We start from the raw sequence: 22777 nt of genomic DNA, 5'->3' as shown, positions 1-22777 counted from the left end.
GGGGTGGGTCTCTCCGGTCGGCGGCCGGCCCCCGTACCCCCGCTCCGCCACCCCCGGACGCCCCGGGGGCTTGATTCCGCTGCCCTTGGTTCCGTGGCCGGTCCCTGGTCAGGGGAGGGACCAGTGGTGGTGGCCCGAGGGGGTTCGGGTGAGCCAGGTGCCGTCGAGCAGCGGGGTGACCCAGCCGACGGGGGCCGGATAGCGGATGCGGCCCAGCGGCTGGAGCGTCCGGGCGTCGCAGAGCCAGTGGCGGGTGACCGCGGGGCGGCCCGGAGGGTGGATTCGGCCGGTGACCAGAAGGTGGTCGCCGTCCAGGAGGAACGCCCCGTCGAACTCGTCGTCCGCGCGGTCCCCGGTGATCCGGCTCAGGTCGTAGAGCGCCAGCGGCTCATCGGTGGCCACATCGTGGGACGCGAGTTCATTGCGGTCGTCGTTGGCGGCGATCCCCTCGGCACGGCGGAGGGTGAGCGGTCGCGGCGGATCGCCCACCGGGCCCGGGAGGAAGTCGATGATCTCCCGCATGGTGGTGCCGCCCCTGATGTGGAGCCCGTCGCGGCGCGGCTCGATCCACCAGCTGGACCAGCTGTACCAGGTGGTCCAGCTGGAGAGGGCGAGCAGTTCCCCGTCCGGATGCCAGCGCTGGGTGGCGACGGACGAGGTCCTGCCGATGGGCCGGCGGGCCCGGATGCGCCCGGTGTCGGTGTCGAGCAGCAGCAGGGTGTCGTGGGTGTAGCGCTCCCGGCCCCCGTCCTCCATGCCCCCGGCGAGGGCCGGCACCAGGGCGCTCACCACGGCACCGCCGGGGTGCGGGGCGGGCGGCCCCGGCGGGCGCGGGTCGTGGTGGGGGCCGTGCCAGGGAGCGTGTGGCAGCTCCCAGCGGGTGGCTCCCGCCGCCGTCACCCGGCGGATTCCGGCCGCCTCGCAGATGATCGCGCCGTCGTCGAGCGCGGCGGCGGTGGAGCGGGCCGGCAGGGCCAGGGTGTGTACGGGGGTGAGGGCGCCGGACAGAAAGGTCTTGGCGTCGTGGATCTCCAGCAGCCGGTCGTCCGTGACGGCCAGCCGCCCCTCGGCGAGCGGGGTCACCGAACCGGATGCGCGGACCGTCCCGACCAGAGCAGCGTCGATCGGGGTCTCCGCCGTACTCGTCATGATCGGGATCGTTCCACGGCGGGCCCCGCGGCCTCAAGGGCTGTTTCCGGAGCACCGGCCGGGGCGCGCCGTCACCCGGCGGGCGCCGGCCCGGAGGATTCCCGTACGACCAGTTCGACGGGGAGCTCGACCGGGACCGGAGCCTTCCCCTCCAGGGTCGCGAGGAGGGCGCGCATGCCCTGCTCGCCGACCTCCTCCGCCGGGAGGCGCACCGTGGTCAGCTCGGGCTCGACGGCGGTGGCGAGGGCGAAGTCGTCGAAGCCGGTGACCGAGAGGTCCTCGGGGACCCGCAGCCCCAGCCGCCGCGCGGCCTTGCAGGCGCCCGCGGCCAGCAGGTCCCCGTCGCAGACGAGAGCGGTGGGCCGGGGCCCGGGGCCGGTCAGGAGCCGGTGGGCGGCCTCGCGCGCCGCGTTCACGTCGAACGGGACCCGGGCGGCGTCGGGGGCCGTGCCGAGGGCCTCGGCGAGGGAGCGGGCGCGCACCTCGAAGGTCCAGGAGTCGACGGCGGAGGCGAGATGGGCGTACCGCCGGTGCCCGAGGCCGAGGAGGTGGTCCGCGATCTGCCGGATTCCGTCGCCGATGGCGAGATTGACATGGGCGGCGGCCTCCCGGTCGGCGGGGTCGCTGTCCAGCATCACCAGGGGGAGGTCCGTTCCGCGCAGGGGGCCGAGCGCGGCGGCGGCCATGGAGGAGGCGATGACGCCGTCGAGCGCGGCCCGCGCCGAGGCGAAGGGGTCCCTGGCGGGCCCGGTGCCGTCGGGCGAGGGGTAGACGACCACGCCGAAGCCGTGCCGTTCGGCGACGGCGGCGGCCCCGGTGTAGACCCGGGCGAAGAACTCGTTGGTGAGCGCGGGAACGACCAGCAGGGCGGTTCTGGTGTGGCCGAGCCGGAGGCTGCGCGCGGCGAGATTGGGCCGGTACCCCAGGCCCCGGGCGGCGTCGCGCACCGCCCCCGCGGTCCGCTCGGAGACCCTGCCGCGCCATTTGTCCCCGAGGACGAGGGAGACCGTCGCCTGCGAGACCCCGGCGGCCCGCGCGACATCGCGGCTGGTGGGACGGTGTGCCGGGGCGCCGCCGGCGGAGGTCTGGGCGCCGGGCGGCGGCCAGGGGCCCGATCCGTCGCCGCCGTGCGCGAGCTCCCGTTGCCGCTCTGCCATGGTGCCGTCCTCCGCCGTCGCGCCGCCCGCGTTCCGCGCGGCTGTCCGCACGTCCGCGGCGTGGCGGCGCTGTGGACCCGCGGACTGCCGCCATGGTACGTATGACTCCGGCACGTTATACGTAACACCCCGGTCGGCCGGGGGAGAGGGGCGGGACATGGCCACCGAGGCCACGGGATACGCGGACATCCTCAAGGCACCGCACGCCGCACGGCTGCTGGCCGGAACCCTCGTGGGCCGGCTGCCCCACGCCACCGGGCCGGTCGCCATCGTGCTCTTCACCCGGGCGGAGGGCGGCGGCTACAGCCTCGCGGGCGGCCTCGCCGCCGTGCACGGGATAGCCACCGCCGTGGGGCAGCCGCTGCTGGGGCGCGCCGTCGACCTCCGGGGCCAGTTGCGGGTGCTGCTCCCGGCCGCCGTGGTGTCCGCGCTCGGGATGGTGCTGTTCGCCGTCGCCGGGACCGGCTCGCTGCCCCTCGCGTACGCGGCCGTCGCCGTGGCCGGGCTCTTCACCCCGCCGCTCGAAGGGGGGCTGCGGGCGCTGTGGCCGAGCGTGCTGGGGCGGGAGGACCGGGTGCACCGGGCGTACGCCCTGGACGCGGTCGCCCAGGAGATCATGTACACGGTCGGCCCGCTGCTGATCACCCTCTTCGTCGCGTTCTGGTCCGCGGGTGCCGCGCTGGTGGTGATCAATGTCATCGGGCTGCTCGGAGCGCTCGCCGTGGTCCTCTCCGCACCCTCCCGCGCCTGGCGCTCCGCTCCCCGCGAGGCGCACTGGCTGGGGGCGCTGCGCTCGCCGGGGCTGCTGGCGCTGCTCGGCTCCTTCTTCTTCGTCGGCCTCGCCCTCGGCTCGATCACCGTCGCCGGGATCGCCTACGCCGACGACCACGGCCGGGGCGCGGTCTACGGCTGGCTGCTGGCCGCGCTGAGCTTCGGCGCCCTGGTCGGCGGGGTGTTCTACGGCTCCCGGGGCTGGAGCGGCCCGCCCGAGCGGCGGCTGCGGATCATCGTCGCGCTGCTGGCGCTCGGCTATCTGCCGCTGGCGCTGACGCCCGGGGTGGTCGCGATGACCGCGCTCTCCGTGCTCGCCGGGCTCTTCCTCGCGCCCGCGCTCGCCTGTGCCTTCGTCGCCGTGGACCGGCACGCGCCGCGCGGCACGGTCACCGAGGCGTTCTCGTGGCTGGTGACCACCTTCGGCGTGGGAGCGGCGGCCGGCACCGCGGCGGCGGGCCCCGCCGTCGAGTCGGGCTCCACCGCGTGGGGATTCGTGGTCACCGGCGCGGGCGGAATCGCGGCGCTCGCCGTTCTGCTGGCCACGCGGCGGGCCCTCGCCGAGCCGGAGCCGGGGGCGGGGATCGCGCTCCCGGCCGGTGACCCCCCGGCCCGGTCAGCCGAAAATGATCGCAATGGTGCCGCCGAACCCGGTTTCAGCTCAGGCGTTGAGGCGTAATGTTCAGACATGGACCGCCGCATTTTCGGGCTGGAGAACGAGTACGGCGTCACGTGCACGTTCAGGGGACAGCGCCGACTGTCACCTGACGAAGTGGCGCGCTACCTCTTCCGCCGAGTTGTCTCCTGGGGCCGCAGCAGCAATGTCTTCCTGCGGAACGGCGCCCGCCTCTACCTCGACGTGGGCTCGCATCCGGAGTACGCCACACCGGAATGCGACAACGTGACCGAGCTGGTCACCCATGACAAGGCCGGTGAGCGGATTCTCGAAGGTCTGCTCGTCGACGCCGAACGCCGCCTGCACGAGGAGGGAATCGCGGGCGACGTCTATCTCTTCAAGAACAACACCGACTCGGCGGGAAACTCCTACGGCTGCCACGAGAACTATCTCGTCGCCCGCCACGGGGAATTCTCCCGGCTCGCGGACATCCTCATCCCCTTCCTGGTCACCCGGCAGCTGCTCTGCGGCGCGGGCAAGGTGCTCCAGACCCCGCGCGGCGCGGTCTACTGCGTCAGCCAGCGCGCCGAGCACATCTGGGAGGGCGTCAGCTCGGCGACCACCCGCTCGCGCCCCATCATCAACACCCGGGACGAGCCGCACGCGGACGCCGAGCGCTACCGCAGGCTCCATGTCATCGTCGGCGACTCCAACATGTCCGAGACGACCATGCTCCTCAAGGTCGGCGCGACCGATCTGGTGCTGCGCATGATCGAGGCGGGCACGGTGATGCGCGATCTGACCCTGGAGAACCCGATCCGGGCGATCCGCGAGGTCAGCCATGACATCACCGGCCAGCGCAAGGTGCGGCTGGCCAGCGGCCGTGAGGCCTCCGCCCTGGAGGTCCAGCGGGAGTACTACGAGAAGGCGGTGGACTTCGTCGACCGCCGGGGCATCCGCACCGGCACCGTCGAGCAGGTGCTCGAACTCTGGGGCCGCACGCTGGACGCGATCGAGGCGGAGGACCTGGACCGCATCGGCACCGAGATCGACTGGGTCATGAAGTACCAGCTCATCGAGAGGTACCGGGCCAAGCACAACATGACCATGTCCCACCCCCGGGTCGCGCAGATAGACCTCGCGTACCACGACATCCACCGCCGCCGCGGCCTCTACTACCTGCTGGAGCGCAAGGGCCAGGCCGCCCGGATCTGCAACGACCTGAAGATCTTCGAGGGCAAGTCGGTGCCCCCGCAGACCACCAGGGCACGGCTGCGCGGCGACTTCATCCGGCGGGCCCAGGAGCAGCGGCGGGACTTCACCGTCGACTGGGTCCACCTCAAGCTCAACGACCAGGCGCAGCGCACGGTGCTCTGCAAGGACCCGTTCCGCTCGGTGGACGACCGGGTGGAGAAGCTCATCGCCGGCATGTAGCCGCCGGGCGGGCGGGGCACACGGCCGACGGCCGTACGCCAGTGCCCATCGGTACCCGTCGGTATCCGCCGGTCGGCCGGAACGTCACCGGGGCCCCGTACGTTGCTCGTACGGGGCCCTCGGCACGTCCTAGAGTGTCGAGGAATCCAATCCGACGTCTGAGATCTGAGGAACACGTGCGCCGATTCGCCGGCCTTCTTGTCATCCCCGCGCTGCTGCTCTCGACAGCCGCATGCGGAAGCAGCGAGGACAAGGACAAGGGCTCCGACTCCATCGCGTCCCAGGGCGGGCTGCCCGCCATCACCGACGGCGCCAAGTTCGGCGAGAAGCCGACGCTGGCGAAGGGGGAGGGCACTCCGCCGAAGAAGCTGAAGGTGGAGGTCCTCAGCGAGGGCAAGGGCGCCGTCCTCAAGAAGGGCGACCAGACCCAGGTGAACTACCTGGGCCAGGTGTGGGACGAGACCAAGCCCTTCGACAACAGCTTCGACCGAGGCGCCCCCTTCGCCGTCACCGTCGGCGGCCAGGGTGTGATCCCGGGCTGGCAGGAGGCGCTGAAGGGCCAGAAGATCGGCAGCCGTCTGGAGGTGTCGATCCCGCCGGAGCTGGCCTACGGCGCCCAGGGACAGAACGGCATCAAGCCCAACGCCACCCTGGTCTTCGTCATGGACATCGTGAAGAACGTCCCGGCCTCCGCCAAGGGCACCGAGGTCCCGCAGAAGGACGCCGCCCTGCCGAAGGTGGGCGTGAACACCGACGGCAAGGCCCCCTCGGTGAAGATCCCCAAGGCGGACCCGCCGTCGAAGCTGGTCTCCAACTACGTCCTGGAGGGTACCGGCCCCGCGCTGACCGACAAGGACACCGTGGTCGCGAAGTACGACGCCTTCATCTGGAAGGACGGCAAGCAGTTCGGCAGCACCTACCCGACGGACACGACCGCGACCTGGGCGCTGTCCCAGATCCCGCTGGAGGGCCTGAAGGAAGGGCTGGCCGGGAAGAAGGTCGGCAGCCGGGTGCTGCTGGTGATCCCGCCGGACAAGGGCTTCGGCACCAAGGAGGAGAACGGCGTGCCCAAGAACTCCACCCTGGTCTTCACCGTCGATCTGCTGACGAAGTAGGGGCCGCGCGCGGCCGTGCCCCGGGCCGATGAGCCCGGCACGGCCGCGCCCCCCGTGCCGGGACCGTCTTCGCCGGGTGAGGATGAAAGACTGTCCCGGTTGCCCGTACATCATTTCTTGAGGAGCAGTTCAGTGAGCATCGACAAGCCCGAGATCGACTTCCCCGAGGGCAATCCGCCGGCGGACCTGGAGATCAAGGACCTCTGGGAGGGCGACGGCCAGGAGGCCAAGGCGGGCGACTTCGTCACCGTCCACTACGTGGGCGTGTCCTTCTCCACCGGTGAGGAGTTCGACGCCTCCTGGAACCGCGGCCAGACGTTCAAGTTCCAGCTCGGCGCCGGACAGGTCATCGCCGGCTGGGACCAGGGTGTCCAGGGCATGAAGACCGGCGGCCGCCGCCGGCTGACCATCCCCGCGCACCTCGCGTACGGCGACCGCGGCGCGGGCGGCCGGATCAAGCCGGGCGAGACGCTGATCTTCGTGGTCGACCTGATCGCGGTCTGATCCGGCGCCGTCCGCGGCCGGTGCGAGGCCCGTGCTCCCCCGGGGAGCACGGGCCTCGGCTTTGTCCCGACACCCCGGGGCGGTACGGTCGTCAGGGCGGACGCGACTCGGGCAGAAGAGCGCGCAGAGCAGAAGAGGTGCGGGGCGTCGATGGCCATTGCCAAGGCCGAGCGGCTGATGAATCTGGCGCTGTGCCTGCTCGGTACGAGGCGCCCGCTCAGCAAGCGTGAGCTGCGGGCCTCCATCGAGGCCTATCTGGAGGCCGGCGCGGACGACGCCTTCAACCGGATGTTCGAGCGCGACAAGGACGATCTCCGCGAGCTGGGCCTGGTCATCGCGACGGTGGAGAACCTCGACGGCGAGGTCGGCTATCTCGCCCGCCGCGACAGCAACCGGCTGCCGCCGATCACCCTGGACGGCGAGGAGGCGGCGGCGCTGGGCCTCGCGGCCCGGGTCTGGCAGCAGGCCAGGCTCGCCGGCGCCGCCAGCGGCGCCCTCCAGAAACTGCGCGCGGCCGGGATGCCGGAGGCGGACGACGCCTTCGACGCCCAGCCCAGCGCGCTGGAGCCGCGCATTCCGGTGCATGAGGCCGCCTTCGAGCCGCTGATGCTCGCCTGCCGTGACCGCAGGCCCGTGATCTTCGACTACCGCAAGGCCACCGCCGCCACCCCGGCGCAGCGCCAGGTCGAGCCCTGGACCCTGGAGTGCTGGCGCGGCCACTGGTATCTCGCGGGCTGGGACCGCGACCGGGGCGCCGAACGGGTCTTCCGGCTCTCCCGGATCACCGGCCGGGTCCGCTCCCGCGCCGGCGCCTTCACCGCGCCCGTGCCCGATGTGGTGACCGTGCGGGAGACCGTGGAGAGCTGGGCGGGGGAGACCGCCACCCGCACCGCGCGGATCAGGCTCCGCTCCGGCTGCGGCTACCCACTGCGCGCCAGGGCCCGGTCGGTGCGGGAACTCGGCGGGGGCTGGGACGAGTTGGAGATTCCGTACGGACACGGTCTGGACGCCTGGCTGGTGGAGTTCGGCCCCGACGCCGTGGTGGTGGGACCCGCGGATCTGCGGGCCGATGTGATGGACCGGCTGCGCGCCGTGGCCCAGGGCTGAGGGGAGTCGTCGATCATGGCCGCCAACGCCATTGACCAGACCCGGCGGATGCTGTCGCTGGTGACCTATCTGCGGGAGCGCCCCGGCGCCCGCGTCGGGGATGTCGCCCGCGCCTTCGGCATCACCGAGGACGAGCTGATCTCCGACCTCGACGTCCTGCCCATGTGCGGGACCAGCTTCCGCGGCGGCGATCTGCTCGACATCGACACCGACGGCGACCGCATCTGGTGGCACAACCCCGACGATGTCGCCGAGCCGCTGCGGCTCGCCGCCGACGAGGCGACCGCGCTGCTGGTCGCGGCGCGCGCCGTGGCCACCCTGCCGGGGCTGCGCGAGGGCGACCGGGAGGCGCTGCTGCGCGCCACCGCCAAGCTGGAGACGGCGGCGGGCGAGGCCGCCGGCGCGTCCTCCCGGCTCTCGGTGACCTTCGAGTCCGAGGGCGGTGTCTTCGCCGAGGTGGACCGGGCGATCTCGGAGCGGCGCCGGCTGTGGCTGCGCTACTACTCGCCCGCCCGGGACGAGCTGACCGAGCGCGAGGTCGACCCGATCCGGCTCTTCGCCGTGGGCCACACCTATATGGAGGCCTGGTGCCGGCTCTCGGAGGCCCGCCGGACCTTCCGGCTGGACCGGGTCGCCGAGATCCGGCTGCTGGACGCCCCCTCGGCGCCGCCCGAGATCGAGCTGCGGGATCTCTCCGAGGGGCTGGTGCAGCCCTCCGCCGACGATCCCGAGGTGGTGATCGAGGTGGAGCCCGCCGGCCGCTGGGTCGCCGAGTACTACCCGCACGACAGTGCCGAGGAACTCCCCGGCGGCGGTCTGCGCGTCACCCTGCGGACGCCGTCCCCCGCCTCGCTGCGCCGTCTCGCGCTGCGGCTGGGCCAGGACGGGCGGATCGTGGCACCGCGGGACCTGGCGGAGAGCGCCCGCACGGCGGCGCGCGAGGCCCTCGCGGCCTACGAGAGCGGAACCGGGGACGCCCTCGCCGCCCCGGTGTACGAGAGCGCCGGCCCCGCCACCACCGGAGCGGGCGGCTGATGGCCGCCGGTGCCCGGCCGGCGGCCGGGAGCGCGGGGCCCGCGACGGTCGAGGAACGTACCGCCCCCGCCGGGCGGGGAGAGGGAGGTTCACCACCCATGTCGCTGATGTCGGAGATCGCGGCCTCGATGGGCCCGGTGCACTTCCGGGCCGCCTGCCCCGACTGCCGCGCCAGTTTCGAGCTGTCCGCCGAGTCGCTGCGGCTGGCGATCGGCGCCAGCCACCGTACGACCTTCTACTCCTTCACCTGCCCCGAGTGCGGCGCGTCCGTGCGCAAGCCCGCCGGGGAGCGGATCGTCGAACTGCTCACCGGCGGCGGCGTGCGCACCCTCCGTCTCACCCCCGGCTCCGGAACGGTCTAGGTTCTTCCCTCATGCTCTGGCCCATGATCGCCATCGCCCTCGGCTTCCTCGGGACGGCCGTGCTCGCCGTCCTCGGCATCCGGGTCTTCATCGAGGCCCAGCGCCTGGGCCGGGAGGTCGCCCGCACCGCGGAGCGGATCAGCCGCGCCTCCGAGGACCTGGAGCGGGCGGCGGCGAGGCTGGCCCGGACCGGGGAGACCCTCCGCCCCTGACCGCCGGGTCCGGGAACCGGCGGTGTGGATGGCTGGTACAGATGGTGGCCGGCGGACCCTGATACACGGCTCCGGCGACCGGTACCCTGAAGGGCGGCGGTCCATGTGATGAGGCACCGGACGCCGGCGGGAGTCTGCGGGGGGATTGCCCTGTGTTCACCCGTGAGAGTTACGATCGCACGTGGCTGTGGCCTGGATCTCCCGGTCACGGCCTCAGCTCAGACCATGCCGCCTCGGTGAGAAGGTAGACCAGAATTATGCCGAACCTCGGTCCGTTGGAGATTGTTCTCATCCTCCTCGTCGTCATCCTCCTCTTCGGCGCCAAGAAGCTTCCGGACATGGCCCGTTCCCTCGGGAAGTCGGCGCGCATCCTGAAGAGCGAGGCCCGGCAGATGAAGTCCGAGGGGCAGCCGGCCGCCGCGCCCGCCGAGCCGAAGGACCAGGACCCGGTCCAGCCCGCTCCCCGGACCATCCAGGCGTCGCCCGGCGATGTGCAGAGCGCCCGCCCCGTCGCCGAGCCCACCGACTCCGCCCAGCGCTGACCACCCAGGCCGTCTCCCGTCAGGGCGGTCGGTCCGCACGCACGAGATGAGGACGTGGGTTGCTCAAGCCTGCCCGCTCGAAGAACACGGCGAAGGACCCCGAGGGGCGGATGCCGCTCGCCGAGCATCTGCGTGAGCTGCGCAACCGGCTCGCCAAGGGGCTGCTGGCGATCGTTGTCATGAGCATCATCGCGGCCTTCTACAACAAGCAGCTGATGGACTTCCTCGCCGCGCCCGTACCGGCGTGCGAGCCGGGTGAGTCCAACTCCGGCGGCCAGTGCGCCAACATCGTCTTCAACAAGCTGCTGTCGCCCTTCACCACCACGGTCAAGGTGACCCTGCTGGCCGGTGTCGTACTCTCCTGCCCGATCTGGCTCTACCAGCTCTGGGCGTTCGTCGCGCCCGGCCTGCACAGGAGCGAGAAGAAGTACACGTACTACTTCGTCGCCGCGGCCGTCCCGCTCTTCCTCTCCGGCGCCTATCTCGCCTACCTGGTCATGCCGATCAGCTTCGAGATGCTGCTGAAGATCACCCCCGACGCCGCGGGCAACCTCCTCGAACTCGACGACGTCCTCGACTTCTCCGTCCGGATGGTGCTGGTCTTCGGACTCGCCTTCGAACTGCCGCTGATCCTGATCATGCTGAATCTGGTCGGCATGGTCACCGGCCGCCGCATGGCCGGCTGGTGGCGCGGTGTGGTGATGGGGGTCTTCGTCTTCGGCGCGGTCGCCACCCCCACCACGGACCCGATCGGCATGATGGCCCTCTCCGGCCCGATCGTCGTGCTCTACTACGCGGCCGTGGGCTTCTCCCTCCTCAACGACAAGCGCCGTGCCCGCAACGATCCCGACGCCGCGCTCGACGACGACGAGGCCGCCCCGCTCGACCTCGACCCGGACGGTGTCGCGGCGGTCGAGCCCGTGACCGCCTCCCGCGCACTGCCCGAGCAGGCGAGCGGCGAATCGGACGGCGCCCGCTCGCACCGGGTCAACGGCTACGACGACATCACCTGAGACCGGACGACGGCACCGGCCGGGGGTGTGAGCCCCCGGCCCGCCTCCGGGGGTGCAGTAACGTCACGCGGGTGACCAGCGAGATCACCCTCTTCGTGAATCCCACCGCCGGACGCGGCCGGGGCGCGCGGGCCGCGCAGCCCGCCGCCCGGACACTGCGGAACGCCGGATTCTCCGTCCGTACCGTCCTCGGCGAGGACTCTCCCGACGCGCTGCGCCGGGCCCGCGAGGCCGTCGGCGCCGGCACCGGCGCGCTGATAGCCGTCGGCGGCGACGGTCTGATGTCGCTGGCGCTCCAGGCCGTCGCCGGGACCCCCACCCCGCTCGGTGTGATCGCCGTCGGCACCGGCAACGACTTCGCCCGCTCGCTCGGGCTGCCGCTCCGCGACCCCGCCCGCGCCGCCGGACTGATCGCGGCGGCGCTCCGCGGCGGGACGGTCCGGCGGATCGACCTGGGGCGGGTGGGGGAGACCTGGTTCGGCACCATCCTCGCCTCCGGCTTCGACTCCCGGGTGAACGACCGGGGCAACCGGATGCGGCTGCCCGTCGGCCGGTTCCGCTACGACCTGGCGATGCTCGCCGAACTGGCGGCGCTGCGCCCCATCCCGTACCGGATCACCCTCGACGGCGGCCGGACCAGGGAGATCGAGGCCACCCTCGTCGCCGTGGGCAACGGCGGCTCCTACGGGGGCGGGATGCGGATGTGCGCGGGGGCGGAACTGGACGACGGCCTTCTCGATGTCACCGTGGTCGCGGAGTGCGACCGGAAGACCCTGCTCCGGGTGTTCCCGAGGGTGTACCGGGGGACCCATCTGAGCCACCCGAGGGTCAGTGTGCACCGGGCCCGCTCCGTCGAGCTGGCGGCGCCCGGGATCAGCGGGTACGCCGACGGGGAGCGGCTGGGGCCGCTGCCGCTGACGGCCGAGTGCGTACCCGGCGCGGTGGGGGTGCTGACGGCTCCGGGGGCGGCACGGGGCTGACGACCGCCGGGGTGGGGCGCGGGGCGCGGGGCTCCGTGGCGCGGGTGCGGGTGCGGGTGCGGGCGCGGGACCGGCCGGCCCGTGGTCCGGGCCGGACCTTCGCCGGGTCGCGTGTCGGCTGCCGGCGGTGCCTTGGGTCGGTGCCGGTCCGTGATCCCGGTCGGACCTTCGCCGGGTCGCGTGTCGGCTGCCGGCCTGGGCTCCGGCCGGTGCCCGTCCGGCTGTCGGTCGTGCCTTCGGCCGGTTCCGGTCCGTGGGCATGGCCGGGCCTCCGTCCGGTCGAGTGTCGGTTTCCGGTGGGGCCTTCGCCGGGTCGCGCATCGGCTCCTGGTGGTGCCTTGGGTCGGTGCCGGTCCGGCTGCCGGTGGGGCCTCCGGCCGGTCCCGGTCGGGGGCCGGTGGGGCCTCCGGCCGGTTCCCGGGGCCGTTGCCGGGGAGGTCACGGGCGGGTGCCGGGGCGGGCCGGGGCATTAAGCCCGCGCTGACTGTCGTACCTCTTGGGTAGGCTCGTGAGCAAGATGACCGAGGATCTCTCCCCCGCCGAGCGCTATGCCGCCGCCCGCATCCGCGCCGCCGAGGAGGCCACCGCGCTGGCCCCCTTCCGCGAGATGTACGAATTCGACCTGGACCCCTTCCAGATCGAAGCCTGTCAGGCCCTGGAAGCGGGCAGGGGTGTGCTCGTCGCCGCGCCCACCGGCTCAGGGAAGACCATCGTCGGCGAATTCGCCGTCCACCTCGCCCTCCAGCAGGGCCGCAAGTGCTTCTACACCACCCCCATCAAGGCCCTCTCCAACCAGAAGTACACCGATCTCGCCAAGCGCTACGGCGCGGACAAGGTCGGCCTGCTCACCGGCGACAACAGTGTCAACGCCGATGCGCCGGTGGTCGTGATGACCACCGAGGTCCTGCGGAACATGCTCTACGCGGGCTCGAACTCCCTGCTCGGCCTCGGCCATGTGGTCATGGACGAGGTGCACTACCTCTCCGACCGCTTCCGGGGCGCCGTCTGGGAGGAAGTGATCATTCACCTCCCCGAGTCGGTGACCCTGGTGTCACTGTCGGCGACCGTCTCCAACGCCGAGGAGTTCGGCGACTGGCTGGACACCGTCCGCGGCGACACCGCGGTGATCGTCTCCGAGCACCGGCCCGTGCCGCTCTGGCAGCACGTGATGGCGGGCCGCCGGATGTACGACCTCTTCGAGGAGGAGAGCGACCACGGCGGGCGCGGCACCGGCCGGCGCGAGGTCAACCCCGATCTCGTCCGGCTGGCCCGGATGGAGAACCAGCGCGGCTACAACCCGCGCGACCGCCGCCGCGGCAAGATGGTCCGCGAGGCCGACCGGGAGCGGGAGCGCCGCCAGCGCAGCCGGATCTGGACCCCGGGCCGCCCCGAGGTCATCGACCGGCTGGACGCGGAGGGGCTGCTGCCCGCGATCACCTTCATCTTCAGCCGCGCGGGCTGCGAGGCCGCCGTGCAGCAGTGCCTCCACGCCGGGCTGCGGCTCAACAACGACGCCGCGCGGGCCCGGGTCCGCGAGATCGTCGAGGAGCGGACCGCCGCCATCCCCACCGAGGACCTCCATGTCCTCGGCTACTACGAATGGCTGGAGGGCCTGGAGCGGGGCATCGCCGCGCACCACGCCGGCATGCTGCCGACCTTCAAGGAGGTCGTCGAGGAGCTGTTCGTCCGGGGTCTGGTCAAGGCCGTGTTCGCCACCGAGACCCTCGCCCTCGGCATCAACATGCCCGCGCGCTCGGTGGTCCTGGAGAAGCTCGTCAAGTGGAACGGCGAGCAGCACGCGGACATCACCCCCGGCGAGTACACCCAGCTCACCGGCCGGGCCGGCCGGCGCGGGATCGATGTCGAGGGCCATGCGGTGGTGCTGTGGCAGCGGGCGATGGACCCGGCCGCCCTCGCGGGCCTCGCCGGCACCCGGACGTATCCGCTCCGCTCCAGCTTCCGGCCGTCGTACAACATGGCGGTCAATCTGGTGCAGCAGTTCGGGCGGCACCGCTCGCGCGAGCTGCTGGAGACCTCGTTCGCGCAGTTCCAGGCGGACCGCTCGGTCGTCGGCATCTCCCGCCAGGTGCAGAAGAACGAGACGGGCCTGGAGGGCTACCGCGAGGGCATGACCTGCCACCTCGGCGACTTCGAGGAGTACGCGCGGCTGCGCCGCGACCTCAAGGACCGGGAGACGGAGCTGGCCAAGCAGGGCGCGGCGCAGCGCAGGGCCGCCGCGGCCGGCTCGCTGGAGAAGCTGAAGCCGGGGGATGTCATCCATGTCCCCACCGGAAAGTTCGCCGGGCTGGCGCTCGTCCTCGACCCGGGGATTCCGGCCGGCCGCTCCCCTGGCCACGGCCACCGGGGCTTCGAGATGAACGACGGGCCCCGCCCTCTGGTGCTCACCGCCGAACGGCAGGTCAAGCGGCTGGCGTCGATCGACTTCCCGGTGCCGGTGGAGGCGCTGGAGCGGATGCGGATTCCCAAGTCGTTCAACGCGCGCTCACCGCAGTCACGGCGGGATCTGGCCTCCGCGCTGCGGACCAAGGCCGGTCACATCGTCCCCGACCGGCACCACAGGTCGAGGTCCGCGGCGGCCGACGACCGCGAGATCGCCCGGCTCCGGGCCGCGCTGCGGGCCCACCCCTGCCACGGCTGCGACGAGCGGGAGGACCACGCCCGCTGGGCCGAGCGGTACCACCGCCTCCAGCGCGACACCCAGCAGCTGGAGCGCCGGATCGAGGGGCGCACCAACACCATCGCCCGCACCTTCGACCGGATCGTGGCCCTGCTGACGGAGCTGGACTACCTCCGGGGCAATGAGGTCACGGAGCACGGCAAGCGGCTGGCCCGGCTGTACGGGGAGCTGGATCTGCTCGCGAGCGAGTGTCTGCGCGAGCGGGTCTGGGACGGGCTGAGCCCGGCGGAGCTGGCGGCCTGTGTCTCGGCGCTGGTCTACGAGGCCCGTCAGTCGGACGACGCGGTGGCCCCGAAGGTCCCGGGCGGCAAGGCCAAGGAGGCGCTCGCCGAGATGGTCCGCATCTGGGGCCGGCTCGACGCCCTGGAGGAGGACTTCAAGATCAACCAGGCGGAGGGTGTGGGCCAGCGCGAACCGGACCTCGGTTTCGCCTGGGCGGCGTACCAGTGGGCGTCCGACAAGAGCCTGGACGAGGTGCTGCGCGAGGCGGAGATGCCCGCGGGGGACTTCGTGCGCTGGACCAAGCAGGTCATCGACGTCCTGGGCCAGATCGCCGCCGCCGCCCCGGCCGACGGCGGCACGGTCGCGAGGAATGCCCGGAAGGCCGTGGAGTCGCTGCTGCGGGGTGTGGTGGCCTACAGCTCGGTGGGGTGAGAAGGCGGCCCTTCCGGCGGGAGCGGCGCCGGGAGGCGCCGGGAGGCCCCGGGAGGCCCCGGGCGCCCGGGGTCTCCGCCCGGTGCTCGCCTTCCGGTTCCGCGAACGGGGAGCGGACGCATCGCGCGGGCGCCGCGAGGCGGGGGACGAGGCGGCGCGGCGGTGCCCCGGGCCGGGGGTGCCTCACCGTGACCGGCCGGGGTGCTCACCCTCACCGGCCGGGGTGCCGCTCAGCGCGGCCCCGGCCCGGCCCGGCCCGGCGCGCGCGGCCCGACTCCTTCCCGGGGAGTGACTCCGCGCGGGCCGGCCCCGCCCTCCCCCGACGGGGCGGGGCCGGCCCGGCCGGTCAGGGCACCAGCTCCCGGTCCTCCCGGTCCCCGGCGCCCTCGCTGTTCCCCGGGGCCTCCGGGCCGCCTGGCTTCCCGCTGTCCCCGGTGCGCAGCCGGAGGGAGAGGGCCGTGCCCAGGGCCCCGGACACCAGGACGGCGGCCAGGGCGGTGAGGGTCGCGGCGTCCGGGTGGATCAGCGGCTGGCCGCGCAGCGCCTGCCAGGTGGTGAGGGCGATCAGCGCCGCGTAGACCCCGGAGGCCGTCAGGACCAGCCGCAGCCGGACCCGCTCGTCACGGAGCCGGGGCAGCCGGGAGGCGAGCAGCAGTAGTCCGAGCAGCAGCAGGGGCAGCAGCTGAAGGGCGTGCATCCCCACGAAGTGCGGGATGCGCAGATCCCCGCCGGTGGTGGACCAGCCGGTCAGCGGCATGCCGGGGCCGCCGTCGGCCACGCCCACGGCATGGCCTCCGACGATGTCCGGGGTCTCACCGCGGTCCTCGGCCGCCGACTGCTCCTCGGTGGGGAAGGTCATCAGAAAGCCGAGCGCCGCGCCCGCCAGCGTGATCGCCGCGCCGAGCCGCAGGGCCCAGGCGGAAGCGGCGTCGGAGAGCCGGGAGCGGAAGAGCAGGATGGCGATGAGCAGACTCGCGCCCCAGAGCACCACGATGGTGTTGCCCATGATGCTCCAGAGCGTCTCGTCGAGTTCGGTCCCCTGGTTGTAGTGGCTCTGTCTGCCCCGGATGACCTGGGCGACGATGATCGCCATCTCGACGACCGTGGTCACCGCGACAGAGGTCCCGGCCCACCAGCCGGTGCGGCGGGCGCGGGTGCTCAGGGAGAGCATCCAGGCCAGTGAGAGTCCGTATATGCCAAAGGATATGGCGAATTTAAAGGCTTTCAGCCAGATGGGTGAACCGACGAGTGTGCGGTCGTCGGTGGCGAGGCCGACGGCGGAGACGACCGCCGTGAGAGCCATCAGCGCGGAGACGGCCAGGAGCGGCCGGTGCCAGGTGCGCCAGGAAGACATGGGTGTACCCCCCGTGGGTGATGGATAGTGGAGCTGTCCACTATCCGTTGTGCCCACTATCTATGATGGGGAGCGACAGGGGCAAGACGGAAAGGGCGAACGGGCCGTGCGCATTGGCGAGTTGAGCCGCAGGACCGGGGTTCCGGTGCCGACGATCAAGTACTACGTCCGGGAAGGGCTGCTCCCCGCAGGGCAGTTGACCAGCCCCAATCAGGCGTCCTACGGCGAGACCCACGAGCACAGGCTCCGGCTGATCCGGGCGCTGCTCGATGTCGGCGGGCTGAAGGTGTCCGCGATCGCGGAGGTGCTCGCGGCAGTGGACGATCCCGGCAGATCGGTCCATAAAATACTGGGCGTCGCCACTGATCTGCTGGTGGCCCGTTACCCGGAGAGCGGGGACGGGACATCGCTCGCGGCCTCCCGTGCCCAGGTGTCCGAGCTGATCGCACGGCGCGGCTGGCGGGTGGGGGAGGACTGTCCCGCGCGGGAGGCACTCGCCACGGCGCTGACGGCGCTGGAGCGCGTCGGGCACCAGGAGTTCGCCGGGGTGATGGACTCCTACGCCGACGCGGCGGAGATCGCCGCGCGCGCCGACCTCGGTTATGTGGGGGGCAGCGCGGGGGTCGACGCGGTGGTGGAGCGCGCGATCGTCGGCACGGTCCTGGGGGACGCGATGCTCGACGCCCTGCGCCATCTCGCCCAGGTGAGCATCTCGGCGGGGATGTACGAGGCCCGCCGCGCCGCCACGGAGGGAGCCGCGTCCGGGCCGGGGTGAGCGCCGCGCGGGGCCCGGGCCCGGGCTGCTCGGTCTCGCCGGCGAGCCGGGGCCTTCCGGCGGGCGGGCGGAGACGGGGGCGACCCCCGGCGCGGGTGCGGCCGGGGGTCGTCGAGGAGGGGGCGGTGGGTCAGGCGGCGGCTTCCTGTTCGCGCTCGACCTGGGCGTTCCACTCGCGCTTCACCTCGCGCCACGCCTCATCGGTCTTGCCGAGCCGCCAGTACCCCGAGATCGACAGGTGCTCGCGCGGCACCTGGCGCTCCAGGCGCAGATGGCGGCGGAGCTCCTTCACGAACCCCGCCTCGCCGTGCACAAAGGCGCACAACCGGCCCTCGGGGAACTCCAGCCCGGTCACCGCCGCCAGCAGCGCCTCGCCCACCGGGCGGCCCGCGCGGTGCAGCCAGCTGACGCCGACCCCGTCCGGCGTGACGATCTTCTGCTCGTCGGCGGGTCCGTCGATCTCGACGAAGGCGTGCACCAGCGCGCCCGCCGGCATGTTCTCCAGCGCGGCGGCGATCGCGGGAAGCGCGCTCTCGTCGCCCACCAGCAGATGCCAGTCGGCGGCGGGGTCGGGTGCGTAACCCCCGGCGGGGCCGAGAATCCACAGGGTGTCACCGGTCTGCGCGCGCCCGGCCCAGGGGCCCGCGAGCCCCTCGTCGCCGTGGACCACGAAGTCGATCGTCAACTCGTTCCGGGCGGCGTCCCAGGCGCGCACGGTGTACGTGCGGTTGGCGGGCCACTGCTCGCGCGGGAACTCCGCCCGGATGCGGTCCACGTCGAACGGCTCGGGGTAGCTCACGCCCTCCGGCGCGAACAGGAGCTTCACATAGCTGTCGGTGGAGCCGTCGACAGCGAACCCCGCCAGCCCTTCACCGCCGAGGACGACCCGCACCATGTGCGGCGCGATCCGCTCGGTGTGGATCACCTGTGCCTCGTAGGCGGACGATGTCTTGCGGACGGGTTGCTCTGCCACGGCGGTCTCCCTCGAACTCCTAGGCTGCTTAGGCTTACCTAAGTTAGCACTACGGAAGTCGAATCTCAGCCCGGGGCGACCGGCGCGCTCACCGCCGAAGGGTCGTCAGGAGCCGCTGGAGCGCACCACCCAGCCCCCAGCGCGCCGCCAGTTCCTCCAGCGCCGCCGGGTCGCGCGGCTCCGTGGGCAGCGCGGGGTCGAAGGCGGGAAGTGCCACGCCGGACGCCACACGCACCACCGTCGGCGCCACCGCCACATACGCCCTGGCCTCGTCGAGCCGCCGGCGCTGGGAGGGGGTGAGCCTCGCCTCCGGGTCGTCCACGGCCGCCATGATCCCCGCGAGATCACCGAAGGCGTCCAGCAGCTTGGCCGCCGTCTTCTCGCCGATGCCGGGCACCCCCGGCAGCCCGTCGCTCGGGTCGCCCCGCAGCAGGGCCAGATCCACATAGCCGGGGCCGTCCACTCCGTACCTCTCACGCAGCCATGCCTCGTCGGTGAGCTGGAGCGATCCCACTCCCTTGAGCGGGTAGAGCACCCGGCGCCCGCGCGCGTCGTCGACGAGCTGGAAGAGGTCGCGGTCACCGGTGACGATGTCCACCGGGCCGGGGGCGCGTGCCGTGAGGGTGCCGATCACATCGTCCGCCTCGTAGCCGTCGGCGCCGACCCGGGCGATACCGAGGGCGTCCAGCACCGCGGCGATCACCGGGACCTGGGGGGCGAGGGTGTCCGGGGTCTCCTCCTCGTCGGGCCCCGCCGCCGTCTCCACGGCGACCCGGTGCGCCTTGTACGAGGGGATCAGGTCGACCCGCCACTGGGGGCGCCAGTCGTTGTCCCAGCAGGCCACGAGGTCGTCCGGGTGGTGGTCCTGGACCAGCCGCGTGATGAATTCGAGCAGCCCGCGCACCGCGTTGACCGGGGTGCCGTCGGGGGCGCGGACGGAGTCGGGGACCCCGAAGTAGGCCCGGAAGTACAGGGAGGCGGTGTCGAGGAGCATCAGGCGTCGCGTCACACCCCGATCATGCCGCACCCCACCGACAGCGCCCCTCTGACAGCGCCCCTCTGACGGCGCCCCCGAGGCGGCACCCTGCCGCGAGCGCCCCCGCCGCCCCCGGCACTCCCGCCGGTCACCCGGAGTGACCTGGCTCACTGTTGTGTTTGCCTTGTGAAGATCAGGGCAGGCGCGCATCCGGAGCGGACCCCGTTGCATTTTCAACAGCTTTCGGGGTGTGCGGGCGGAACCCGCACTGCTCTTCGGTCCGCCGGCAGGGGGTGGCGGACCGCTTTCGTTTCAACGCGCGAGGTGTATGTGTCCAGGCTCCAGGCCGAACATCTGTACAAAGTGTTCGGAAGACGACCCGAGGAAGCGATCCAACGGCTGGAAGGGGGAGCCGACCGCGACGAACTGCGCGCCGACGGCACGACCGCCGCCGTGATCGATGCCTCGTTCACCGTCGAGCCAGGACAGATCTTCGTCGTCATGGGCCTCTCCGGGTCCGGTAAGTCCACCCTGCTGCGGATGCTCAACGGACTCCTCGGCCCGACCGCGGGCCGGGTCCTCTTCGACGGCCAGGACCTGACCGCCCTGAGCCCCGCCGAACTGCGCGCCGTCCGCTCCCGCAAGATCAGCATGGTCTTCCAGCACTTCGCGCTCTTCCCGCACCGCAGCGTCCTGGAGAACGCCGGATACGGCCTCGAGGTCCAGGGCGTTCCCCGCTCCGAGCGCGACCGCCGGGCCACCGAGGCGCTCGCCCTCGCCGGGCTCGCCGGCTGGGAGGACTCCTGGCCCGACGAGCTGTCCGGCGGTATGCAGCAGCGCGTCGGCCTCGCCCGCGCGCTCGCCACCGACGCCGATCTGCTGCTGATGGACGAGTCCTTCAGCGCGCTGGACCCGCTGATCCGCCGCGATATGCAGGACCAGCTGCTCCAGCTCCAGAAGACGCTGAAGAAGACCATCGTCTTCATCACCCACGACCTCAACGAGGCCATGCGGCTCGGCGACCGCATCGCGGTGATGCGCGACGGGCGCATCGTCCAGCAGGGCTGCGCCGAGGACATCCTCGTCACCCCCGCGTGCGACTACGTCGCCTCCTTCACCCAGGACGTGGACCGCTCCCGGGTGCTCACCGCGGGCGCGATCATGGCCGACGCCGACACCGCCTTCGGTGCCGCCCGGCAGCCGGCGACCCCGGCCGAGGTGATCGCCGCCGCCCCGGCGGCCGTACCGGCCGACACGCCGATCATCGAGCTGTTCACCCCCTGCTCCACCAGCGAGTCCCCGGTCGCCGTCACCGACTCCGGCGGCGCGCTCGTCGGGGTCGTACCCCGGTCGAGGCTGCTCGCCGTCCTCGGCGAGCCGATGACCCCGTCCCCGCCCGCCGGCACCGCCACCACCGCGCGCGCGGCCGGCGCCAGGGCGGTGGCCCGTGCCTAGAATCCACATCGGCGACTGGGTCGACCGGGGAGTGGACTGGCTCCGGCTCCATCTGGAGTGGCTGTTCGACGCGATCAGCTCCCTCGTCACCGGCATGTACGACGGCATCGACGCGGCCCTCTCCGCGCCCGAGCCGCTGCTCTTCGCGGGCATCCTCGCCGTCGCCGCCTGGTGGCTGCGCGGGCTGCTCGCCGGTGTCCTCGCCTTCGCGGGCTTCGCGCTGATCGACTCCATCGAGCTGTGGGACGACGCCATGTCGACCCTCTCGCTGGTCCTGGTGGCCACCGTGGTCACCCTGGCGATCGCCGTCCCGCTCGGCATCTGGGCCTCGCGCTCCAGGACCGTCAGCGCCGTCGTCCGCCCGGTGCTGGACTTCATGCAGACCATGCCCGCCATGGTCTATCTGATCCCCGGCATCATCTTCTTCGGCGTCGGCGTGGTCCCCGGGATCATCGCCACCATCGTCTTCGCCCTGCCGCCCGGCGTCCGCATGACCGAACTGGGCATCCGCCAGGTCGACAAGGAGCTGGTCGAGGCCGCCGAGGCCTTCGGCACCACCCCGCGCGACACCCTGCTGCGGGTCCAGCTGCCGCTGGCCCTGCCGACCATCATGGCCGGGGTCAACCAGGTCATCATGCTCGGCCTCTCCATGGTCGTGATCGCCGGCATGGTCGGCGGCGGCGGGCTCGGCGGCGCGGTCTACCGCGCCATCGGCAATGTCGACATCGGCCTCGGCTTCGAGGCCGGCATCTCCATCGTCATCCTCGCCATGTACCTCGACCGGATCACCGGCGAGCTGGGCCGCCAGGTCTCGCCGCTGGGCCGCCGCGCCATCGCCAAGGCCAAGGCGCTGGCCGGCCGCCCCAGGATCAGGGACCACCGCCCCCGGCCCGCCGTCGCCGCCGTCGGTGTGGTCGTCCTCGCGCTCGTCGCGGGCGGCCTCGGCGTCTTCGGCGCCGGGAAGCCGGCCGCGCCCTCCGGCGCCGCCGACATCGGCAAGGGGCGCGAGGTCACCATCGGCTACATCCCCTGGGACGAGGGCATCGCCTCCACCTTCCTCTGGAAGGAGGTCCTGGAGCGCCGGGGCTTCGAGGTCGAGACCAAGCAGCTGGAGGCCGGAGCGCTCTACACCGGGCTCGCCGGCGGCCAGATCGACTTCCAGACCGACGGCTGGCTGCCCGTCACCCACGCCCAGTACTGGAAGAAGTACGGCGACCGCCTGGAGGACCTCGGCTCCTGGTTCGGCCCCACCTCGCTGGAGCTGTCCGTGCCCTCCTATGTGCGGGGCGTCGACTCCCTGGAGGACCTCAAGGGCAAGTCCGGCACCTTCAAGGGCCGCATCATCGGCATCGAGCCCAGCGCCGGGATGATGGGCCTGCTCAATGACAAGGTCCTCGACGCGTACGGCCTCAGGGGCGAGTACGAGGTCGTCGACGGCTCCACCCCCGGCATGCTCGCCGAGCTGAAGCGGGCGTACCAGAAGAAGGAGCCCATCGTCACCACGCTCTGGTCCCCGCACTGGGCCTACAGCACCTATGACCTGAAGAAGCTGGACGACCCCCAGGGGGCCTGGGGCGAGGGCGACGGTGTCCACACCATCGCCCGCAAGGGCTTCGCCGCCGATCACCCCGAGATCGGAGGCTGGCTCAAGGATTTCAAAATGACCGAAAAGCAGCTCACCAGCCTTGAGGCGGAGATCCAGAAGACCGGCACGGGCAAGGAGCAGGACGCCGTGCGCACCTGGCTGAAGGCGAATCCCGGGGTCGCGGACCGGATGGCACCGCGGTAGGGGGACGCCCGCGCTCCCGCTCACCTGAACGGGGTGGTTCTCGCCGGAGGCGAGGGCCGCCCCGTCCCGCGTTTCCCCGTCCGGGCCGCATACGGCGAACCCTGTG

The 22777-nt window shown here is 72.5% G+C and carries 20 protein-coding genes; 15 read left to right on the top strand and 5 right to left on the bottom strand.

Annotation, left to right across the window (positions count from 1 at the left end; translation table 11 throughout):
* Window positions 1-108: 108 nt before the first annotated feature.
* A complete protein-coding gene (locus tag ACWCRA_RS05960; RefSeq protein ID WP_351555032.1) occupies window positions 109-1149 on the bottom strand; it encodes a hypothetical protein in 1041 nt (346 codons plus the stop codon).
* A gap of 71 nt (window positions 1150-1220) precedes the next feature.
* Window positions 1221-2306, bottom strand: coding sequence for a LacI family DNA-binding transcriptional regulator (locus tag ACWCRA_RS05955; RefSeq protein ID WP_451066921.1), 1086 nt, complete (start codon window positions 2304-2306; stop codon window positions 1221-1223).
* 157 nt (window positions 2307-2463) lie between these two features.
* Here ACWCRA_RS05955 and ACWCRA_RS05950 point away from each other — a divergent pair, with 157 nt between their 5' ends.
* The 12 genes from ACWCRA_RS05950 to ACWCRA_RS05895 all read left to right on the top strand — a co-directional run bounded on the left by ACWCRA_RS05950 (window position 2464) and on the right by ACWCRA_RS05895 (window position 15349).
* A complete protein-coding gene (locus tag ACWCRA_RS05950) occupies window positions 2464-3756 on the top strand; it encodes an MFS transporter (RefSeq protein ID WP_351555038.1) in 1293 nt (430 codons plus the stop codon).
* 9 nt (window positions 3757-3765) lie between these two features.
* Complete coding sequence (gene pafA, locus ACWCRA_RS05945) at window positions 3766-5127, top strand: Pup--protein ligase (protein WP_351555041.1); 1362 nt, start codon at window positions 3766-3768, stop codon at window positions 5125-5127.
* A 176-nt stretch (window positions 5128-5303) separates the two neighbouring features.
* A complete protein-coding gene (locus ACWCRA_RS05940) occupies window positions 5304-6242 on the top strand; it encodes an FKBP-type peptidyl-prolyl cis-trans isomerase (protein WP_451066920.1) in 939 nt (312 codons plus the stop codon).
* A gap of 132 nt (window positions 6243-6374) precedes the next feature.
* On the top strand, window positions 6375-6746 hold the full coding sequence (locus ACWCRA_RS05935) for an FKBP-type peptidyl-prolyl cis-trans isomerase (protein ID WP_351555046.1): 372 nt from the start codon (window positions 6375-6377) through the stop codon (window positions 6744-6746).
* A gap of 150 nt (window positions 6747-6896) precedes the next feature.
* Window positions 6897-7853 (top strand): helix-turn-helix transcriptional regulator, encoded by a 957-nt coding sequence (locus tag ACWCRA_RS05930; RefSeq protein ID WP_451066919.1) that lies wholly within the window; start codon window positions 6897-6899, stop codon window positions 7851-7853.
* Between the two features lie 15 nt (window positions 7854-7868).
* Entirely contained in the window at window positions 7869-8888 is a 1020-nt protein-coding gene (locus tag ACWCRA_RS05925; protein ID WP_351555050.1) for a helix-turn-helix transcriptional regulator, read from the top strand.
* A 98-nt stretch (window positions 8889-8986) separates the two neighbouring features.
* Window positions 8987-9250, top strand: a complete 264-nt coding sequence (locus tag ACWCRA_RS05920; RefSeq protein ID WP_351555053.1) for a CpXC domain-containing protein — start codon at window positions 8987-8989, stop codon at window positions 9248-9250.
* Window positions 9251-9261: 11 nt separating this feature from the next.
* On the top strand, window positions 9262-9462 hold the full coding sequence (locus ACWCRA_RS05915; protein WP_351555056.1) for a hypothetical protein: 201 nt from the start codon (window positions 9262-9264) through the stop codon (window positions 9460-9462).
* A gap of 257 nt (window positions 9463-9719) precedes the next feature.
* Complete coding sequence (gene tatA / locus ACWCRA_RS05910; RefSeq protein WP_351555059.1) at window positions 9720-10004, top strand: Sec-independent protein translocase subunit TatA; 285 nt, start codon at window positions 9720-9722, stop codon at window positions 10002-10004.
* Between the two features lie 110 nt (window positions 10005-10114).
* Entirely contained in the window at window positions 10115-11017 is a 903-nt protein-coding gene (gene tatC, locus ACWCRA_RS05905) for a twin-arginine translocase subunit TatC (RefSeq protein WP_351555133.1), read from the top strand.
* 71 nt (window positions 11018-11088) lie between these two features.
* The gene (locus tag ACWCRA_RS05900) at window positions 11089-11997 is read left to right on the top strand and encodes a diacylglycerol kinase (protein WP_451066918.1); all 909 of its coding nucleotides are present in this window, start codon (window positions 11089-11091) and stop codon (window positions 11995-11997) included.
* A gap of 517 nt (window positions 11998-12514) precedes the next feature.
* Complete coding sequence (locus ACWCRA_RS05895; protein WP_351555136.1) at window positions 12515-15349, top strand: DEAD/DEAH box helicase; 2835 nt, start codon at window positions 12515-12517, stop codon at window positions 15347-15349.
* Between the two features lie 346 nt (window positions 15350-15695).
* Here ACWCRA_RS05895 and ACWCRA_RS05890 read toward each other — a convergent pair whose 3' ends face one another.
* Window positions 15696-16703 carry a hypothetical protein gene (locus ACWCRA_RS05890; RefSeq protein WP_451066917.1) on the bottom strand — a complete coding sequence of 336 codons (1008 nt, stop codon included), beginning with the start codon at window positions 16701-16703 and terminating at the stop codon, window positions 15696-15698.
* A gap of 145 nt (window positions 16704-16848) precedes the next feature.
* On the opposite strand from ACWCRA_RS05890, the gene ACWCRA_RS05885 reads away from it, so the two are divergent.
* The gene (locus tag ACWCRA_RS05885; RefSeq protein ID WP_451066916.1) at window positions 16849-17478 is read left to right on the top strand and encodes a MerR family transcriptional regulator; all 630 of its coding nucleotides are present in this window, start codon (window positions 16849-16851) and stop codon (window positions 17476-17478) included.
* Between the two features lie 130 nt (window positions 17479-17608).
* Here the strand turns inward: ACWCRA_RS05885 and ACWCRA_RS05880 are convergent, their stop codons facing one another.
* Together ACWCRA_RS05880 and ACWCRA_RS05875 are read right to left on the bottom strand one after the other, a co-directional pair.
* The gene (locus ACWCRA_RS05880; RefSeq protein WP_451066915.1) at window positions 17609-18451 is read right to left on the bottom strand and encodes a siderophore-interacting protein; all 843 of its coding nucleotides are present in this window, start codon (window positions 18449-18451) and stop codon (window positions 17609-17611) included.
* Window positions 18452-18539: 88 nt separating this feature from the next.
* Window positions 18540-19445, bottom strand: a complete 906-nt coding sequence (locus ACWCRA_RS05875) for a 5'-3' exonuclease (protein ID WP_451066965.1) — start codon at window positions 19443-19445, stop codon at window positions 18540-18542.
* A 312-nt stretch (window positions 19446-19757) separates the two neighbouring features.
* Between ACWCRA_RS05875 and ACWCRA_RS05870 the strand changes: the two genes are divergently transcribed.
* Window positions 19758-20882, top strand: a complete 1125-nt coding sequence (locus tag ACWCRA_RS05870) for a quaternary amine ABC transporter ATP-binding protein (RefSeq protein ID WP_451066914.1) — start codon at window positions 19758-19760, stop codon at window positions 20880-20882.
* On the top strand, window positions 20875-22671 hold the full coding sequence (locus ACWCRA_RS05865) for an ABC transporter permease/substrate binding protein (RefSeq protein WP_451066913.1): 1797 nt from the start codon (window positions 20875-20877) through the stop codon (window positions 22669-22671). The genes ACWCRA_RS05870 and ACWCRA_RS05865 overlap by 8 nt, the downstream gene beginning before the upstream one ends.
* Window positions 22672-22777: the final 106 nt, after the last annotated feature.

It is taken from the genome of Streptomyces sp. NPDC001889, assembly GCF_053594535.1.
Note: the sequence above shows the minus strand (reverse complement) of the source record. Positions and strands in the feature narration are given on the sequence as shown.

Coding starts and splice junctions, on each gene's coding strand:
- ACWCRA_RS05960 (WP_351555032.1), bottom strand. CDS start 1,149: ATGACGAGTACGGCGGAGACCCCGATCGACGCTGCTCTGGTCGGGACG.
- ACWCRA_RS05955 (WP_451066921.1), bottom strand. CDS start 2,306: ATGGCAGAGCGGCAACGGGAGCTCGCGCACGGCGGCGACGGATCGGGC.
- ACWCRA_RS05950 (WP_351555038.1), top strand. CDS start 2,464: ATGGCCACCGAGGCCACGGGATACGCGGACATCCTCAAGGCACCGCAC.
- pafA (WP_351555041.1), top strand. CDS start 3,766: ATGGACCGCCGCATTTTCGGGCTGGAGAACGAGTACGGCGTCACGTGC.
- ACWCRA_RS05930 (WP_451066919.1), top strand. CDS start 6,897: ATGGCCATTGCCAAGGCCGAGCGGCTGATGAATCTGGCGCTGTGCCTG.
- ACWCRA_RS05925 (WP_351555050.1), top strand. CDS start 7,869: ATGGCCGCCAACGCCATTGACCAGACCCGGCGGATGCTGTCGCTGGTG.
- ACWCRA_RS05920 (WP_351555053.1), top strand. CDS start 8,987: ATGTCGCTGATGTCGGAGATCGCGGCCTCGATGGGCCCGGTGCACTTC.
- ACWCRA_RS05915 (WP_351555056.1), top strand. CDS start 9,262: ATGCTCTGGCCCATGATCGCCATCGCCCTCGGCTTCCTCGGGACGGCC.
- tatA (WP_351555059.1), top strand. CDS start 9,720: ATGCCGAACCTCGGTCCGTTGGAGATTGTTCTCATCCTCCTCGTCGTC.
- tatC (WP_351555133.1), top strand. CDS start 10,115: ATGCCGCTCGCCGAGCATCTGCGTGAGCTGCGCAACCGGCTCGCCAAG.
- ACWCRA_RS05895 (WP_351555136.1), top strand. CDS start 12,515: ATGACCGAGGATCTCTCCCCCGCCGAGCGCTATGCCGCCGCCCGCATC.
- ACWCRA_RS05890 (WP_451066917.1), bottom strand. CDS start 16,703: ATGTCTTCCTGGCGCACCTGGCACCGGCCGCTCCTGGCCGTCTCCGCG.
- ACWCRA_RS05875 (WP_451066965.1), bottom strand. CDS start 19,445: ATGCTCCTCGACACCGCCTCCCTGTACTTCCGGGCCTACTTCGGGGTC.